15 protein-coding genes and 2 tRNA genes are annotated in these 17,465 nt (G+C 67.3%); 11 read left to right on the top strand and 6 right to left on the bottom strand.

Features of this window, described 5'->3' with window-relative positions; all coding sequences use genetic code 11:
* The first annotated feature begins 82 nt into the window (after positions 1-82).
* From V6D00_07395 to V6D00_07385, 3 genes are all read left to right on the top strand, one after another.
* Positions 83-155 (top strand) — tRNA-His (locus tag V6D00_07395).
* A gap of 515 nt (positions 156-670) precedes the next feature.
* The gene (locus tag V6D00_07390; protein HEY9898989.1) at positions 671-880 is read left to right on the top strand and encodes a hypothetical protein; all 210 of its coding nucleotides are present in this window, start codon (positions 671-673) and stop codon (positions 878-880) included.
* 325 nt (positions 881-1,205) lie between these two features.
* Positions 1,206-1,745, top strand: coding sequence for a TlpA disulfide reductase family protein (locus tag V6D00_07385; GenBank protein ID HEY9898988.1), 540 nt, complete (start codon positions 1,206-1,208; stop codon positions 1,743-1,745).
* 40 nt (positions 1,746-1,785) lie between these two features.
* On the opposite strand, the gene msrA is transcribed toward V6D00_07385, so the two are convergent.
* Positions 1,786-2,331 carry a peptide-methionine (S)-S-oxide reductase MsrA gene (gene msrA / locus V6D00_07380; protein HEY9898987.1) on the bottom strand — a complete coding sequence of 182 codons (546 nt, stop codon included), beginning with the start codon at positions 2,329-2,331 and terminating at the stop codon, positions 1,786-1,788.
* A 114-nt stretch (positions 2,332-2,445) separates the two neighbouring features.
* On the opposite strand from msrA, the gene V6D00_07375 reads away from it, so the two are divergent.
* The 4 genes from V6D00_07375 (at position 2,446) to V6D00_07360 (ending at position 4,783) form a co-directional block, all read left to right on the top strand.
* Positions 2,446-2,518, top strand: a tRNA-Arg gene (locus V6D00_07375).
* Between the two features lie 68 nt (positions 2,519-2,586).
* A complete protein-coding gene (locus V6D00_07370) occupies positions 2,587-3,042 on the top strand; it encodes a YaiI/YqxD family protein (GenBank protein HEY9898986.1) in 456 nt (151 codons plus the stop codon).
* A 71-nt stretch (positions 3,043-3,113) separates the two neighbouring features.
* Complete coding sequence (locus V6D00_07365; GenBank protein HEY9898985.1) at positions 3,114-3,596, top strand: hypothetical protein; 483 nt, start codon at positions 3,114-3,116, stop codon at positions 3,594-3,596.
* A gap of 74 nt (positions 3,597-3,670) precedes the next feature.
* Positions 3,671-4,783, top strand: a complete 1,113-nt coding sequence (locus V6D00_07360) for a squalene/phytoene synthase family protein (protein HEY9898984.1) — start codon at positions 3,671-3,673, stop codon at positions 4,781-4,783.
* 14 nt (positions 4,784-4,797) lie between these two features.
* Here V6D00_07360 and V6D00_07355 read toward each other — a convergent pair whose 3' ends face one another.
* From V6D00_07355 to V6D00_07345, 3 genes are all read right to left on the bottom strand, one after another.
* Positions 4,798-5,733, bottom strand: a complete 936-nt coding sequence (locus tag V6D00_07355; protein ID HEY9898983.1) for a glutathione S-transferase family protein — start codon at positions 5,731-5,733, stop codon at positions 4,798-4,800.
* A 16-nt stretch (positions 5,734-5,749) separates the two neighbouring features.
* On the bottom strand, positions 5,750-7,330 hold the full coding sequence (locus tag V6D00_07350) for an aldehyde dehydrogenase family protein (protein HEY9898982.1): 1,581 nt from the start codon (positions 7,328-7,330) through the stop codon (positions 5,750-5,752).
* Positions 7,331-7,466: 136 nt separating this feature from the next.
* Positions 7,467-9,503, bottom strand: a complete 2,037-nt coding sequence (locus V6D00_07345) for a methyl-accepting chemotaxis protein (GenBank protein ID HEY9898981.1) — start codon at positions 9,501-9,503, stop codon at positions 7,467-7,469.
* A 243-nt stretch (positions 9,504-9,746) separates the two neighbouring features.
* Between V6D00_07345 and msrB the strand changes: the two genes are divergently transcribed.
* Both msrB and V6D00_07335 read left to right on the top strand, forming a co-directional pair.
* Complete coding sequence (gene msrB / locus V6D00_07340) at positions 9,747-10,157, top strand: peptide-methionine (R)-S-oxide reductase MsrB (GenBank protein ID HEY9898980.1); 411 nt, start codon at positions 9,747-9,749, stop codon at positions 10,155-10,157.
* Between the two features lie 7 nt (positions 10,158-10,164).
* Positions 10,165-11,247 carry an SDR family oxidoreductase gene (locus V6D00_07335; protein HEY9898979.1) on the top strand — a complete coding sequence of 361 codons (1,083 nt, stop codon included), beginning with the start codon at positions 10,165-10,167 and terminating at the stop codon, positions 11,245-11,247.
* A 1-nt stretch (position 11,248) separates the two neighbouring features.
* Here the strand turns inward: V6D00_07335 and V6D00_07330 are convergent, their stop codons facing one another.
* Positions 11,249-12,472, bottom strand: a complete 1,224-nt coding sequence (locus tag V6D00_07330; GenBank protein ID HEY9898978.1) for a hypothetical protein — start codon at positions 12,470-12,472, stop codon at positions 11,249-11,251.
* Positions 12,473-12,583: 111 nt separating this feature from the next.
* Between V6D00_07330 and V6D00_07325 the strand changes: the two genes are divergently transcribed.
* The gene (locus tag V6D00_07325; protein HEY9898977.1) at positions 12,584-13,186 is read left to right on the top strand and encodes a trimeric intracellular cation channel family protein; all 603 of its coding nucleotides are present in this window, start codon (positions 12,584-12,586) and stop codon (positions 13,184-13,186) included.
* Between the two features lie 135 nt (positions 13,187-13,321).
* The gene (locus tag V6D00_07320) at positions 13,322-15,382 is read left to right on the top strand and encodes a methyl-accepting chemotaxis protein (protein ID HEY9898976.1); all 2,061 of its coding nucleotides are present in this window, start codon (positions 13,322-13,324) and stop codon (positions 15,380-15,382) included.
* Here V6D00_07320 and V6D00_07315 read toward each other — a convergent pair whose 3' ends face one another.
* Positions 15,383-17,248 (bottom strand): CHASE domain-containing protein, encoded by a 1,866-nt coding sequence (locus tag V6D00_07315; protein HEY9898975.1) that lies wholly within the window; start codon positions 17,246-17,248, stop codon positions 15,383-15,385. It lies immediately after the preceding gene.
* Positions 17,249-17,465 lie beyond the last annotated feature (217 nt).

Here is a 17,465-nt window from a genome sequence, read left to right as displayed (position 1 = left end):
GGATAGAGCAGCCGCCTTCTAAGCGGCTGGCCGCTGGTTCGAATCCAGCCGGGCGCGCCAGCGTATTCTCTGAAACACCGTGGTGGGTGTCGCCAAGTGGTTAAGGCACTGGGTTGTGGTCCCAGCATACGTGGGTTCGATTCCCATCATCCACCCCTCGAAGGCCCCGTCGAAAGACGGGGCCTTCACCTTTGGCGGTTGCCGCAAGACGAGGATGGTCTAGGCAATTCTCACGTCAGGAGCTCGCTTTGATTTGTCAACTTCTTGCATTGTTAGAGCAGGGCCAACTCGATAGACTGCCCCTCATCGGATCCGGAAATCAGGCAGATGCAAGGATCCCGGAAGCGAAGGAGGTGAAGGATGAGAAAGCCTAGACCGTGTGGAATGCTGGCGCTCCTCGCCAGCATTCTGGCTCTTGGCGGTTGTGGGAGCACGACGATGGCCCCCGTTCCTGAAAAGGCAATGTCTCAGCCCTCGAAGTCAATCGCTCCGCCTAGCGTCAAGCCGGCGGCCACCTATGGCGTCCAGCAATACGTCGGCCAGACCATGACCGCCCAACAGGACGGCAACATCGTTCAGTACCAGTGGGACGGCTCGCAGTGGGTCTACGTTTCTCAATGGCCCGCTGACACCTATGGCTACGGCTATGGGTATGGGGGGATTGGCGGGATTGGCGGGATCGGGGGCTTCGATCGCGATCGCTTCCGGGGCCGTGAAGGCGGTGGTGGCCGTGAAGGCGGCGGCGGACGTGAAGGCGGCGGCGGCCGTGAAGGCGGTGGCGGCCGTGAAGGCGGTGGTGGCCGTGAAGGCGGTGGCGGTGGCCGTGGCAGGTAGGGCGTCTGATGAGTGCATGCCCACGCCAAAGCCCTCCATGCTCTGAACAACGCCGCTGCTAGAAACGAGCTCAATTGACCTGAATCCGGCTTCTTAGCCATCTCGATTAATATCGCTAGCTCAATCGAAGCGACCAAGAGCTGATAAAGAATCTCTCTAAATCATCTCCATTTCACTCAAAAAAGTTAGAATACTGCACCGCCAAGCCCCCCTCGAAGGCTCCGTCGAAGGATGGGGCCTTTCCCTATTGGGGCGGGAACCCCTCAAGCGAGGCGAGAGTCCAAGCGAGGGACGCTTGCGGAAAACTACAGGCTCCGGTAGCTTTGAGGGACCAACCACTCGCTCTCGAGACAGAGGAGAAGACCATCACCATGGCGAAGTTCAAAGCGCTGCTCCCGATCGCCCTCGGCCTGGTCGCGCTCGGCGCGATCGTCGCCCCCCGCTTCATCCCAACAGGCGAGTCGCCTGCCGTCGCCGCCCAGGCGAAGGCCGCCGACTTCGCGCTGCCCCGCTCGGGCGACGGCAAGACCGTGCGCCTGTCCGACTTCAAGGGCAAGGTCCGCCTCGTGAACTTCTGGGCCACATGGTGCCCCCCCTGCCGCGCCGAGATCCCGCACTTCGTCGAAATGTACGACGAGCTGAAGGGCAAGGGCGTCGAGATCATCGGCATCTCGCTCGATCGCGAGGGTGACAAGGTCGTGGCGCCGTTCGTCAAGGAACACAAGATGAACTACCCCGTCCTGATCGGCAACGACGAGGTGTCGAACGCCTACGGCGGGATCCGGGGCATCCCCACCACCTTCGTCGTGGACCGCGAGGGCCGCATCGTGAAGAAGTACGTCGGCCTGCCCGCCCAGACCGAGGAGGGCATCAAGGACGCCTTCATGAAGGACATCAAGCCCCTGCTCTAAGGGCAGTTCACGCGAGCGCCGGACCGATTGGTCCGGCGCTTCAGCGTTTGAGCCGTTCGAAGTACGCCGCGCGAACCTTGGCGACCTTGCCCGCGACCACCAGCTGGCAGTAGGGCTGCTCGGGATTGCGCGCGAAGTAGTTCTGGTGGTACTCCTCGGCGGGGTAGAAGCGCTGCAGCGGCTCGATGGTGGTCACGATCGGAGCGTCGTAGTCACCCGAGGCGCCGAGCGCCGCCATGACCTCGCGCGCTTCGACCTCCTGCTCCTTCGAGTGGGGGAAGATGACGGAACGGTACTGGGTCCCCACGTCGGCCCCCTGGCGATCGAGGGTGGTCGGGTCGTGCAGGGTGAAGAAGACGCCGAGCAGATCGCGGTAGCCGATGACGGCCGGATCGTAGGTGATCCGCACCACCTCGGCGTGGCCGGTCCGGCCCGTGCAGACCGCCTGGTAGGTGGGATTCTCCACCGTGCCGCCCGCGTACCCCGACACGACGGACGCGACGCCCTTCAGCTCGCCGAAGGCGGCCTCAAGGCACCAAAAGCATCCGCCGCCGAAAGTGGCCTGCTCTTGCCGCTGGGTGGTCATGATCCCTTCGCTCCTCTCGCTTCAGCCGAGACGCGACCAGTGTACCGCATTTCGAAAGCCCCCTTGCCCCGGGTCGCTCCCGTGCGCTATAATGGGGTGTCCCGATCGGGACATGCGCCTGTAGCTCAGTGGATAGAGCACTCGCCTCCGAAGTGAGGGGTCACAAGTTCGAGTCTTGTCAGGCGCGCTCATCCGCAAAACAGCCTTGCAAACGCTTGCAAGGCTGTTTTGCTTTGCGCCCTTGAAGGAGAGCCCATGCGCCTCATCGTCGACGGGGACGCCTGCCCCGTGAAGGACCTGATCCAACGCGCCGCCCTGCGGCTCGAGGTGCCGATGATCCTGGTCAGCAACCGCGCCATGGCCTTCGGCTACGAGCCGGGGGTGACCCCGGTGATCGTCCCCGAGGGGCCCGACCAGGCGGATCGGTGGATCGTCGCGGAGGCCACGAACGCGGACCTCGTCATCACCGCGGACATCCCCCTGGCGGCCGAGGTCGTCGCCAAGGGCGGAACCGCCCTGGGTCACCGCGGAGAGGTCTTCGATGCCGCGACCATCGGCGAGCACAAGGCACGCTGGACCCTGATGAACGATCTCCGGACGCAGGGCCTCGAGCTCGGTGGCCCGAAATCCTTCAGCAACAAGGATCGTGCGGCATTTTCGAATGCCTTCGAGCGCCTGGTGCAGCGCCTGAACAAGACACATCGGTCGTGACGTGATCGCCAATGTGATCCCGGGGGGATAGGCTAGGCTCGTCTTGTCTTCATCTCATGAAAGGGCCGCCCATGCTGCGCTTGCGCCTCCACGCCTTCCTGGCCTTGCTCGCCCTGACCCTGATCGGGTGCCAGGGCCTTCCCTTGCTTGGAATCGATTCGCGGCCCTCGCCCGAGCCATCCTTCTGGTACGAGGCCAATCCCACCCAGATCGCTTCTGTCGAGGGCCCCGGGATCGCCGTGGCCGGCACGCCCGTGGTGCTCGCTGCCCGCGTGATCATCGGCAGCAGCTCCTGCGATCGCTTCAAGGAGCTGCGAGCGACCGTGGACGAGGCCTCCCGGTCGGTGGTCCTGAGCGCCATGCGCGAGAGCAAGCGATCCGATCAGGAGCTTGCCTGCACGGAGGACTACGGCTCGAAGGTCGCGACGGTCTCGGTCACGCTGCCGTCCGCGGGCACCTACCGGGTCTCGGCGGAGCGCTACCACCCGGTGAGCTTCCTGCCGGACGAGACGCCGCGCGCCACCCTCGACATCGTGGTCACTGCGGGCCAGTAGCCTGGCCGGGCAAGGTGGCGACGAAGCGAGCGGCATGGTATACCGGGGCATCCCTCGTTCCCATGGAGTATTCGATGCCGACCGCCACCTCGACCCAGCACGCCTGGGATACCTGCTTCTGGCTGCTGCCTAAGGTCTCGCGCACCTTCGCCCTGTCGATCACCATCCTGCCCGAGCCCCTGAGCAAGGCCATCTGCGTGGGCTACCTGCTCTGCCGCCTGCTCGACACCATCGAGGACGAACCGCACCTCTCGCTCGCGGAGAAGGCCGACCTGATCGCTCGCCTGCGCCGGGGGATCGAGGGCAGCGAGGCCCTGCCTGGCGACTGGCACCTCCTGGTGGCCGAGCGCCACCTCCCGGGCAGCGCCGAGCACGACGTGCTGCTCATGCGGCACCTGCCCGAGGTGCTCGCGGGCTTCGAATCGCTGCCCGCGACGGTGCGGCCCATCCTCGTGCGCTGCGTCCACGAGATGGCGGTCGGAATGGTCGAGATGCAGGGGGTCTTCGCCTCGCACCGCAAGCAGGTCGCGGCCCTGCCGAGCATGGATCAGCTCCACCGCTACTGCCACTACGTGGCGGGCACCGTCGGCTTCATGCTGACGGACCTCTTCTACCTGCACTCCGCCGATCTGGCCAAGAGCGCCTACTTCGAGCTGCTCGAGCGCGCCGAGTCCTTCGGGCAGTACCTCCAGAAGGTCAACATCCTCAAGGACATCCGCAACGACCTCGCCGAGGGGCGCCTGTTCATCCCCCTCGACACCCTTTCGGCGGCGAAGCTGACGCCGGCGAACCTGCTTGAACCGACCCCGGATCAGCCCGCGCTGGAGGCCATCAGCCCCTTGATGCTCTCGGTGCTGCACCACGCCCGCCGCGCCCACGAGTACCTCGATCGCATGCCCGTCTCGGACCGTTCGATCCGGCTGTTCCTCGCCTACAGCCTGTACTTCGGCCTCGAGACGATCGCGCTCGCGCTGCGCGAGCCGGCCCGCATCCTCGACCAGGCCTCGCGCCTGAAGATCGGCCGCCTCGACGTCCTCGGGATCGTCGCGAGCCTGGAGCGCTGCATCGACGCGCCCTCAGCCCTGGATCGCCACCGCCACGCCCTGATCGAGAAGATGCGCAAGCACCTCCACCCCGACTGGCCGCCGGCCGTCTCCGAGGCGATCGCCGCCCTCGCCCGGGCGTAGGCCACGGCCTGCCGCTAGGGCAGGGCGTCGCGCCCGTGAGGCGCCGCGAAATCGAGCTGCGGGCCGATGGGCACGATCCGCGTCGGGTTGATGTCGTCGTGGGTGTAGTAGTAGTGCCGCTTGATCTGGTCGAGCTTGACGGTCTCGGCGATGCCCGGCACCTGGTACAGGTCCCGCAGGTAGCCGGACAGGTGCGGGTAATCCACGATGCGGCGCAGGTTGCACTTGAAGTGACCGTGATAGACGGCATCGAAGCGCACGAGCGTGGTGAAGAGGCGCCAGTCGGTCTCGACCGGGTGAGAGGCGACCAGGTAGCGACGCGTGGCCAGGCGCGCATCCAGCGCGTCGAGGGCCTCGAAAAGGCGATAGGCGGGCGTCTCGTAGGCAGCCTGAGTGCTCGCGAAGCCGGCCCGGTAGACGCCGTTGTTGATCGCCTCGTAGATCCGGTCGTTCAGCTCCTCGATCTCGGCGCGATGCGCCGCCGGGTAGAGGTCGGGGGCTGACCCGCCGAGCGCGCCGAACTCGGTCTCGAACATCCGCATGATGTCGTCGTCCGAGTTGCTGACGATCCGGCGCTGAAGCTTGTCCCAGAGGACCGGGACGGTGTAGCGGCCGCGAAAGCCTGGATCGGTCGCAAGATAAGCCTCGCTCAGGAAGGCGAAGCCGTTGATCGGATCGCGCGAGTAGCCGTCGCCGTCCCGGAAGGCCCAGCCGCGCGCGTCGCGGATCGGATCGACCGCGGTCATGCCGACGGCCCCCGCCAGCCCCATGAGGCGCCGCGCGATGATCGTGCGATGGGCCCAGGGACAGGCGTACGAGACGTAGAGGTGGTAGCGTCCCGCCTCGACCGGGTAAGACGAGCTACCGTCGGCCTTGACCCAGTCGCGAAACTCGTCCGCTTGACGGACGAAGCTGCCCTCGCTGGATTGCTCGGCTGGAAACTGCGACATCTTCCTACTCCCCTGGCTAGAAGAACCCGTTGGGTTGCGAATCGTAGCTCACCAGGACGCTCTTGACCTGGCGGTAGTGGTCGAGAGCCATCCGGTGGGTCTCGCGCCCGACACCTGACTCCTTGTACCCGCCGAAAGCGGCATGGGCCGGGTAGGCGTGGTAGTTGTTCACCCAGACGCGGCCGGCGTGGATGCCGCGCGCGAGGCGGTACGCGGCGTTCTGGTCGCGGGTCCACACCCCGGCGCCCAGGCCGTAGCGGGTGTCGTTCGCGATCGCTACCGCCTCGTCCAGGTCCTTGAAGCGCGTCACCGCGAGCACCGGCCCGAAGACTTCCTCCTGGAAGAGGCGCATGGCGTTGTCCCCGTAGAAGACGGTGGGCGCCATGTAGTGTCCCCCCGCGAGCGCCCCCGGCAGGACGGGACGCTCGCCTCCGGTGAGGAGCACGGCCCCCTCGCTACGAGCGATCTCCACGTAGCCCAAGATCCGCCCGAGCTGCTCGGCCGAGACCTGGGCCCCGATCGTGGTGGCGGTGTCGAGCGGGTCTCCCGCTCGGATGAGGCGGACCCTCGCGATCGCGCGGTCCATGAAGGCGTCGAAGATCGCCTCGTGGACCAGGGCCCGCGAGGGGCAGGTGCAGACCTCGCCCTGGTTGAGGGCGAACATGGCGAAGCCCTCGAGGCACTTGTCGGCGAAGGCGTCGTCCTCGGCGAGCACGTCCGCCAGGAAGAGGTTCGGGGACTTCCCCCCCAGCTCGAGCGTCACGGGGATCAGGCGCTCGGCCGCCTCGTGCATGATGAGGCGGCCGGTGGCGGTCTCGCCGGTGAAGGCGAGCTTCGCGAGGCGGGGACTGCGGGCGAGGGCCGCCCCCGCCTCGGGACCGAAGCCGGTGACCACGTTGACCACCCCCGGGGGCAGCAGGTCGCTGATGCGGTCCAGCAGGTGCAGGACGCTCACGCTCGTCTGCTCGGCGGGCTTGAGGACCACGCAGTTGCCCGCAGCAAGGGCCGGGGCGAGCTTCCAGGCCGCCATCAGGAGGGGGAAGTTCCACGGGATGATCTGGCCGACCACGCCCAGGGGCTCGTGGAAGTGGTAGACGACCGTGTTCGCGTCGAGCTCGGCGAGGCCCCCCTCGTCGGCGCGCAGGCAGCCTGCGAAGTAGCGGAAGTGATCGATCGCCAGAGGCAGGTCCGCCGCGAGCGACTCGCGGATCGGCTTGCCGTTGTCCCAGGTCTCGATGACCGCGAGCTCCTCGAGGTGGGCCTCCATGCGATCGGCGACGGCGTTGAGGAGCCGGGCCCGCTCGGCTGCGGCCAGGCGCGACCAGGCGGGGAAAGCGAGGTGAGCGGCGTCGAGGGCAAGCTCCACGTCGCGCGCGCCCGAGCGCGGCACCTCGCAGTAGACCTGGCCCGTCACGGGGCTCGAATTCTCGAAGTAGCGGCCCTCGACGGGGGGAAGCCAAGCGCCCCCGATGAAGTTGGCGTAGCGCTCCTTCAGGCGAATCGTGGAGGCCTGGGTCCCGGGAGCCGGGAAGCGGCGGTGCGCCTGGGGCGAAGGGCCCGCGGCCGGCTGGGCCTGCGGGTGGCTGGGGTGACTCATCGAGAAATCCTCCGCTCGCCAGGAAATGACGAGGGAAGCATACGGGAAAGCAAGGGGTCTGCGAGCGCGAGAAACGCCGATCTTTTTTGGGGTCCTCACACGGCCCGAGGGCCCTCGGGCCGTGTGAGGTTTCGCGTCAGGCGGACAGGCTCAGCGGCCGGATGACGCGCGCGCGCGAATCGGGCTCCTCCTCCAGGGTGAAGAAGGCCATCGCCTCCTGGAGCCGGTGGGCCTGAAGGCTCAGGTCGTCAGCCGTCTGGGCGACCTGGGAGGTCGCGGCTGCGGCCTCGTGAGCGCAGCGGTTGAGATTCTCGACGGTGACCAGGACCTGATCCGCTCCCTGGCGCTGTTCGCTGGTGGCGTACGACACGCTGCGCGAGGCCTGGTCCATCTCCGAGATCGAGGCGCTGACGTCCTGGTTGATGACCGCCATCTGAGCGGCCACCTCGACGATCTGCGAGCTCGCCCTTGCCTGCTCGCCGGTCGCGACCGCAACCTCGCCCAGCAGCGACGTGGTCTGGCGCGCAGCCTCGCGGATCACGCGCAGGGCGTCCCCGGTGTCCGTGGCCAGCTTGACACCCTCGGCGACCTTCGCGGTACCCTGCTCGGTGGCATCCACCGCATGGGTGGTCTCGGCCTGGATGCCCTGGATGAGCGCGCCGATCTCGCGGGTGGCCTTGGCGGAGCGCTCGGCGAGCTTGCGTACCTCGTCGGCGACCACCGCGAAGCCTCGGCCTGCCTCGCCGGCGCGGGCCGCCTCGATCGCCGCGTTGAGGGCGAGGAGATTGGTCTGCTCGGCGATGTCGCCGATCACCTCGATGATGGCCCCGATCTCCCCCGATCGCTCGTCGAGCACCCGGATGCTGCCCCGCACGCCTTGCATGGCCTCCGAGATCCGGGCCATCCCCTCGATGGTCTTCGAAACGGCCTGGTCGCCCGCGATCGCGGCCTGGGAGGCCTCCTCGGACACCCGGCTGGCGTGAGCCACGTTGCCCGCCACCTGCTGGATGCTCGCCGCGAGCTCGGCGAGGGCCGCGCTCGTCTCCTCCACCGCGAAGGCCTGGTCCTCGGACTGCTTCCGGATGACGCTCACCTTGTCCCCGAGAAGCCGGGCGTTGCCGTCGACCGAGTGGAGGCTGGCGGCCATCTCTTCCATGGTGGCCGAGTTCTCCTCGGCGCTCGCGGCCTGGACCGAGACCGCCTGCGCGAGCTCGGTGCTGGAGCTGCTGAGCTGCTCGGCCCCGGTGCCGACCGCGTCCGCCGCGGCGTGCACGCGGGAGACGACGGTGCGCAGGCTCTGGATCATGCGCGAGATCGCCACGCCGAACTGGTCGCGCTCGCTCTTGGGAATGAGCCCCCGGCGGAAGTCGCCCCGACTCATGCCTTCGGCCACCCCGGCGACTTCCTTGAGGTAGGCGATCATCTCCGTGCAGGCGCTGGCGAGATCGCCCAGCTCGTCCTTGGATTTCACGTCGATGCGCTGGTCGAGCTCACCCTGGGCGATCCCCGCGGTCGCCCGGCAAAGGGAGGCCAGCCCCCGCGAGATCGGCAGGGAGAGCGTCAGGCCGATCCCGATGGCCGCCGCGAGGGCGAAGAGCATGAAAGCGATGGTCAAGGTCCTGGCCTGGGCGTAGATCGCCTCGCCGTGCCGGCTGGCTTCCTTGGCCTGGGCCTCCTTGCGCGCGCTGAGGTCCGCGATCAAAGCGGCGGCGTCGTTGGCGATCGTGCGTGCCCGCTTCGCGGCGGCCTTGGCCTCCTGGTCTCGATTCTCGCGGGACAGCGCCAGGATCTCGGCCTGGATGGGCAGGAAGGCCTGGATCCGCTCCTGCAGCTGCTGGTACGCGAGCCGCTCGGCGCTCGCGGTTGCGAGCGGCCTGAACGCGGGCAGGAGCTCTGAGATCTTCTCGGCGTACCCCTGGACCGCCGCAGCGTGATTCTCGATCTCGGCTGCCTCGTCGGCCAGGATCACGTCGCGCAGCGAGCGCGCCCGCGAGGCGAAGCTGAAATTGATCTCCTTGATCAAGGAGATGCCGACAGTCTCGCCCGTGTACATCTCCTTCAGGAGGCCGTTTAGCTCGCTGAGCTTGAGCAGGGAGAAGACCCCGCCCGCGCTCATCAAGGCGAGGATCAAGGCGAAGCCGATCAGTAGCTTGGTTCGAATCGCCAGTCTCATTCACGTTCCTTCCTACATTGTGCGCGATAGTCCCGTCCCGGAAACGACGAGTTGTATTCCGCGAAGCATTCGTGCCGAGATTATGATTGATAGGATGAAGAGCACAAGAGGGTTTTCTGCTTATCCTGCGCCGCAAGACGGCAAACGAGCGAGGATTTTCGGGCTTCTCAAATCCCCCCGAAGTCGTAAACTGGGGGTACCCCGATCGTCCCACCTCCTCGATTCCCAATAGGAGCGCGATCAATGCTAGACGAGACGAAGCGCCATGCCGTCGAGAAGCCCGATTCCGAGTGGAAAAAGCAGCTCACCCCCGAGCAGTACCGGGTCATGCGCCAGAAGGGCACCGAGCGCGCCTTCACCGGCGCCTACTGGGACACCCGGGAGAAGGGGGTCTACCGCTGCGCCGCCTGCGGCGCCCCCCTGTTCAGCTCCGAGACCAAGTTCGACGCCGGCTGCGGCTGGCCGAGCTTCTACGCGCCCGTCGAAGCCGACAGCATCGAGGAGGCGATCGATCGCAGCCACGGCATGGTGCGGACCGAGGTCATGTGCAGCCACTGCGGCGCGCACGTCGGCCACGTCTTCAACGACGGTCCGGCGCCCACCCACCTGCGCTACTGCGCCAACTCGGCCTCGCTGAACCTCGAAAGGGAGTAGCCGCCTCTTGTCCACCTTCCTCTTCACAGGCTTCCCCGGCTTTCTGGGGTCCGAGCTGCTGCCGCGCATCCTGGCGCGATCGCCCGGCACCACGGCCACGTGCCTCATCCAGCCCAAGTTCGTGAACCAGGCCCTTTCGCGCAAGGCCGAGATCGAGGCCCGGCACCCGGAAACGCTCGGTCGCATCCTCCTCGAGGCAGGTGACCTGACGACCCCGGGGCTGGGGCTCGAGGCGCGGCTGAAGGCAGAGATCCTCGAGATCTACCACCTTGCCGCCATCTACGACCTGAGCGTGCCGCGCGAGGCCGCGATGAAGGTGAACGTGGAAGGCACCCGTCACCTGTTGGACTGGGCCGAGGCATGCCCTCGGCTACGGCGCGTCCACTACGTGAGCACCTGCTACGTGAGCGGGCGGCACGACGGCCTCTTTCGCGAGACGGATCTGGACGTGGGCCAGGCCTTCAACAACTTCTACGAAGAGACCAAGTTCCTCGCCGAGGCGGAGGTGCGACGCCGGATGGTGGGCGGGCTGGGCGCGACGGTGTACCGGCCTGCCATCGTGGTGGGGGACAGCCGGACCGGCGCCACCCAGAAGTACGACGGGCCCTACTTCCTGATCCGCTGGATCCTGCGCCAGCGCGGGCTTGCCCTGGTGCCCGTGGTGGCCTCGCCCGAGCGCATCCACCTGAACGTGGTGCCGCGCGACTTCGTGGTCGAGGCGATCGCGCACCTGGCGAGCAAGCCCGACGCCTCGGGCCAGGTCTACCAGCTGGCGGATCCTGAGGCCTTGAGCGTGGACGCGCTGCTGCGCGCGCTCGAGGCCGCGACCGGGCGCCGCATCATCCGCCTGCCGATCGGCCTTTCCGTCGCCAAGGGCGCCATCGAGCGCGTGCCCGGCGTCTACCGGCTGATGCGGATCCCCTCGCACGCCGTGGACTACTTCGCCCACCCGACGCGCTACGACACGACGCAAGCGAGCGAGGCCCTGCTCGCCAGCGGCCTGGCCGTGCCGCCCCTTTCGAGCTACCTGGACCGGCTGGTGCGCTTCGTGCGGGACAACGACGCGATCGGCGCCGAGGCGATGGCCTGAGCTACTTCAGGCCGCCGAGCTCCTTGAAGAGGATCGGGTGGATGGGGTGGGTCCGCTCGGGGTACTTGGCGAAGTAGGTGTCCATTGCCGCCAGGTCCTTCGCGTTGGCCGGATCGAGCCTGGTCGCGTGCTTGACGTTGGCCTGGGGGGTCAAAAGCGAAAGGCGGTTCTTCAGCGGTTTGCCGTTCAGCGCGGTGTTGCCGTCGCCGTTGATCCAGAGGCCCTTGGTGGGCAGTTTCTCTTGCTTGCCGAAGGCATGAACCGCGTGGCTGCCCCGCTCGACGAGCACCACCGGCCGACCGTCCGGGCCCTTCTTGAGGTCCGACCAGCGGGTCATGTTGCCGCCGAAGTGCCACGAGTTGTAGAGGTACTCGGGCTGGAGCTTGCCGTTCTTGTCCGGCTTGAGGTAGACCGAGACGGTGCTCGAGTCCGTCCGGTGGTAGTTGGTGAACTTGTTGTCCACGTAGTAGAAGCTGTAGGTCATGACCGTGTACTCGCCCTTCTTGGAGACCGAGTAGGCGGCGGTGAGGGGCTGCTTGCCGCCGATCACGCCGTGGTCGTAGCGCTCGGCATCGGTCGTGGGCTTGCCGTCGCCGTCCAGGTCCGGGCGCACCGGGAAGGAGTCCTCGCTGCCGGAGAAGACGATGTTCGGCATGGTGGCGAAGGGGTCGAATTGCCCCTTCGGGTCCTGCGGGTTCGCGATGGTGGGGACCGACCAGCCCTTTTCGGTCTTCTTCAGGCCGGTGATGGCGATGTCCCTCTCGAAGGGCGAATCCTCGCGCAGCTCGCGGATGCCGTACGTGCCCCCGTTGGAGGAGCGCTTGAGCAGCACGCCGGGCGCGATGTCGGCACGCTTGCTCTGGGCCTTGCTCTCCGCCTGGTCCCGATCGCGCTCCGATTCGCGCTCGTACGGCGTCTTGGCCTGGTTCTTGGACGTGTCGACGTGGTAGGCGAGCTCCTTCGAGACCCGGGTCGAGGGCTCCTGGGGGCCGGACGCCTCGGCCTTCGGCTTCAGGAAGGTCGCGAGCAATTGCCTGAGACGATCCAGCCCCTTCATGCGGGTCTCCGGAACCTCGCCGTCCTTGCCGGGAAGCGCCAGGCGCGTCTCGACCAGGAGCGCGTCGTACGCCCCCAGGCGCTGCGCGCGGACGGCGGCCTTGGGCGCCACAGGGGCGCCGGCCTTGAGGACGGGCTTGGGGGACGGTCCGGAATTGATCGGCTGCATCGTATGCTCCTTGGCTAGGGCTGCATTGATTATCCCCCCGGCGCTCGGAAATTCGGTTATCCCTGAGTTAAAAGCCTGGAAATGCAGGCCTGAGGCGGTTATGATGGCGCCATGGTCTGGGAGATCCTCAACGTCATCGGCACCATCGCCTTCGCCACCAGCGGCGCCATCGTCGCCATGGAGGAGGACTACGACGTGATCGGCGTCCTGTTCCTCGGGATGACGACCTCCTTCGGGGGAGGGATCATCCGCGATCTGCTGCTCGGCATCCCGCTCTCGAGCTTCTGGGCCCAGACCACCCTGCATTACGTCGCAATCGCCTCGATCGCAGCCATCTACCTGCTGCCACGCCGCTGGATCCGTCGGTGGATGCGCCTGGCCATGGTCCTGGATGCGGCCGGCCTGGCGGCCTTCGCCATCCAGGGGGGGCTCTACGCGCGCGAGGCCCACCTCTCGCACCTGGCCGTGGTCCTCGCCGCGATCATGACGGGCACCGGCGGCGGCATCATCCGCGACGTCCTCGCCCACAGGCGCCCCCTGGTCTTCCAGAACACCACCCTTTACGTGGTCTGGGCCATGCTCGCCGGCGCGGCGATCGCGCTCGGCCTGCCGACCACGCCCCTCTTCCTCTTCGGCCTCCTGGGGCTGGTCTGCGGGCTGAGGATCGCGTCGGTCGTCCTGGAGTGGCGCCTTCCGCTGCGGCGCATCGTCTAGTACGAGCTAACGGCATTAGTTCATATTTGTTGAAGATCCCCCTCGCCGGATAGGGACCAAGGTCCCTTCTTTGGCGAGCGTGCCCGTAGTTGAATCTCGATCGTCCTGTCCCCCTGATCCATCAAAGGAGACATCATGCGATTGAGCATTGGGAAGAAGCTGCTGGGCGGATTTCTCGCCACGAGCCTGCTGACGCTCGGCCTGGGTGTGTTCTCGCTCGTTCAGCTCGGCAGCCTCAATGCGAACCTGAGCGAGGTCACCGGGAACCGGCTGCCCAAGGCGACCCTCCTCGGCTACATGGACAAGGACGTCGCGGCCCTTCAGCGCTACGTCAACCGTCACCTTCTCGAGACCGAGCCGTCCGAGATCGCGAAGGTCGAGGGCCTGATCGCGCAAACCAAGGACTACTTCAGCAAGAACCTCGCCGACTACCGGAAGCTGATCGACTCCGAGGAGGATCGGGCGCTCTTCGAGTCGGCCAAGCAAGACTACGACACCTACCTCGTGCGGCTGGAGAAGGCCCTCGTGCTGAGCCGTGCCAACCGGAACGCGGAATCCTTCCGCCTCATCAAGCGCGAAGTCACCCCGGTCCACGCCGCCTTCGACGCGAATGTCAACAAGATGGTCAAGCTCAACGAGAAGCTGGCCGCGGAGATCACTCGCAAGGCGCAGAGCGACTACCAGAGCGCCCTGGTGCTGACCCTCACGGCCCTGGGGCTCTCGATCGCAGCCGGCCTCGGCATCGCCCTGACCCTCTCGCGCCAGATCTCCCGGAACCTGGCCCAGGTCGCCGCGGCGGCCGAGGGCATCGCCAAGGGCGAGCTGGACCAGCGCCTCGACGTCAGGACCGACGACGAGCTGGGCGACATGGCCCGCACCTTCGAGGCGATGATGAGCTACCTCAGGGATGTCGCGGGCGTGGCCGAGGCCATGAGCCGGGGCGACCTCACCCGCAGCATCGCGCCCAAGAGCGAGCGCGACCAGTTCGGCAACGCGATCGCCAAGATGGTCACCAACTTGCGCGAGGTCGTCGACCGGGTGCGCACCGCGGCCGGCTCGGTCAGCGCCGGGGCCGTCCAGATCGACTCGGCCAGCACCCGCCTCGGCGAGACCACCTCGGTGCAGGCCTCGAGCGCCGAGGAGACCTCGGCGGCGATGGAAGAGATGGCGGCCAACCTCCAGTCGGTGGACAGCAGCGTGCAGCGCCTCGGGACCAAGGTGGGCCTGGTCCGCGGCCAGTCGGACGAGCTTGCGGCGGCCGTCACCCAGACGAGCAGCTCCATCGCCGAGCTCGCGGCCAGCATCCAGCAGGTGTCGGGCAACGTGGCGCATGCCAACCAGGTCGCCTTCCAGAGCAGCGAGGCCGCCAACGCCGGCGAGGTCGCGGTCGGCAAGACCATCAACGGCATGCAAGCGATCAACGAGACCATGGCGGGCATCCTCAACACCATCCAGATGCTGGACCAGCGCTCGGGCGAGATCGGTGCGATCATCGAGGTGATCGACGACATCGCCGAGCAGACCAACCTGCTCGCCCTGAACGCCGCCATCGAGGCGGCGCGCGCCGGGGACGCGGGCCGCGGCTTCGCGGTGGTCGCCGACGAGGTGCGAAAGCTCGCCGAGCGTTCGGCCAAGGCCACCCGCGAGATCGGCGACCTGATCAAGGGCATCCAGAAGGAGACCTCGCAGGCGGTGGGCGCCACCGAGCAGGGTGCCGCCAAGGTGAGCGAGGGCATGCGGCTCGCCAGCCACACCAGCGAGGCCCTGGCCAAGATCAAGGACGCTTCGCACCAGGTGTCGAGCCTCCTGGCCGAGGTCTCGGCGGCGAGCAGCGAGCAGGCCCGGGCCAGCTCGCAGATCGTGGCTGCGGCCGAGCAGATGGCCGGCATCAACGACCAGGTCAACGGCGCGGTCGCCGAGATGAACGAGCTCACCCACACCGTCACCTACGCGACGGCCGAGCAGCGTCAGGGCGCGGACCAGGTGGTGCTCGCCGTCGAGAGCCTCAACCGCAGCTCCCAGCAGGCCGCCAGCGCCACCGGCGAGGTGTCCAGCGCCGCGGGGGACCTGCGCAAGCAGGCCCAGCTCCTGGAGGAGACCGTCGCCTTCTTCACCAGCCAGAGCGGCGGCCGCGCCGAAGCTGCGCTCAGGGGCCAGCCGAGGCTGAGCCTCCCGGCCGGAAGCGCGAAGTTCTAGCTAGAGCGAGAGGGCGGTTTCGGCCGCCCTCTCGGGCGTTTCCGGGAAGCGCAGCACGAAGACGCTGCCCCGGCCGAGTGCGCTTTTGACCTCGATGCTTCCCCCGTGGGCCTCGACGATGGTCTTGCTGATGCTCAGGCCGAGCCCCGCCCCGCCCCGGTGCAACCCGCTCTCGAGCTGGGCGAAGGGCTGGAACAGGCGGGGCAGATCCTCGCTCGCGATCCCGATCCCCGTATCCTCCACCTCCAGGCGCACCTCGCCCGCTTCGCGCATGGCTCGCACGCGGATCGTACCCTCGGCAGGGGTGAACTTGATGGCGTTGTTGAGCAGGTTGATGAGGACCCGCTCGATGCGCTGCGCGTCAAGAGCGGCGAGCAACGGCGCTGGGGGGACGGCGACCTCCAGTGCCAGGCGCGCCTCGGCGAGCTGGGGCCTGAGGCTGTCCGCGATCTCGCGAATCTGCTCGCTCACGTCCATCGGCTGCACCCTCAGCACGAAGGTGCCCGCGTCGATCCGCGCGTAGTCGAGCAGGTCGTCCAGCAGGTGCTCCATGCGGCGAGTGCTCTTCCCGATCTGCCTCACGAAGTCGCGCTGCGAGGGCCTCAGCGCACCGCCGATCCCCTCTTCGAGGAATTCCGCGTAGCCCAGGATCGAGGTCAAGGGCGCGCGCAGGTCGTGGGAGACCGCGCTGACGAAGTTGGTCTTGAGGCGATCGAGATCCTGGGCCCGGTGCAGCTCCATGGTGCGCCGGGCGATCTCCTCGAACGCGCGCTGGTTCTCGGTGGTGCGCTCGACGACCTCGCGCTCGATGTCCGCCTTGCGGCTCAGGAGGCTGAAGAGATAGCCGCCGCTCAAGCCCGTGCAGAGCAAGCCAGCGACGAGGGCCCCCCACGGGAAGAGCCCCCCCGAGGTGGCGTCGGGAGGAGGAAAGAACGTGAACGACCAGCGCCGGCCCGCGAAGTCGAAGTCCGTCGACCACGTCGCGCCGCTCGCGGAGGCTGGCGATCGCAGCGCTACCCCGTTCGCGTAACCCAGCAAGAAGCGCCGGGACGCCTCGGCGGAATCGTCGTAGAGGTGGAAGTCGAGCGATTGCGATCCCATGCCCCGCATGGCGGTTCCCACGATGTCGTCGACCCGGAACACGCCCTCCACGAAGCCCTTCAGCCGAGCGCGACGCTCCGCGAGCGTCGGAGGGATCCCGCCCCCGCGGTAAACCGGGAGGAACACGACCACCCCGGCCCCACCCGTGCGATCCTGGATCAGCTTGAAGCGCTCGGTCGCGATCGCGCCGCCCGCGTCTCTCGCGCGCGAAAGGGCCTGCTCCCGCGTCTCGATGAGGGGCGTATGGCCCAGCGCCTGCGCGTTCCCGGCCTGGGGCTCGACGAAGTAGACGGGAAAGTACTCCTTGCGCGCCGCGGCCGGCACCAGGCGCCCCGCCGCGTCCCGTTCGGTCAAGCGAAAGTCCGCGAGGCCGTCCGCGCGCGCGCGCGCCTCGAAGGCCGGGCGATCATGCTCGCGCACCCACGGCACCCATTCGAGCGCCTGGATCCCCTCGTGCCGCGCCAGGGTGGAGGCGGCGAAGGTGCGAAACTGCCGCCGATCGACCTCCTCGTTGGCGTCGTAGAAGGCCCGGACGGCATAGAGCACCCCCAGGTAGTCGTCCAGGTTGCTGATGAGGGTCGACGCGACACTGGTCGCCTGCTGCTCGAGGCGGTGGTGCTGGCGCTCCTGCTCGCGATCGCTCACCCCGTAGAAGGCCGCGATCGAAAGCGCAATGCCAAGGCAGGTGACCAGCGCGACCTGCCAGTAGCGCAGCGGGGCGGCGGGCGGCTCCGGTGCCGGTTCGCTTGGTTCAAGGACAGTCAACGTCGTCTGCCTCGGTCTGAATCCGGCGCAACGCTGCGCGGGAAAGGGAGCCCATGGCTGGAAGTCAAACCAGCGGGTCGATTTCCATAAATATAGTTTAGTAAAGCATCGTTACAAAATAAATAGGGGAGCATCAAAAAAATGGGCGCCGCTCACGCGGCGCCTCCAAGCTGCAGACCTATTCGTTCACCGTGATGAACGCGAAGTCCTGGGGGCC

Source organism: Pantanalinema sp. (assembly GCA_036704125.1).
Taxonomy (GTDB): domain Bacteria; phylum Cyanobacteriota; class Sericytochromatia; order S15B-MN24; family UBA4093; genus JAGIBK01.
Note: the sequence above shows the minus strand (reverse complement) of the source record. Positions and strands in the feature narration are given on the sequence as shown.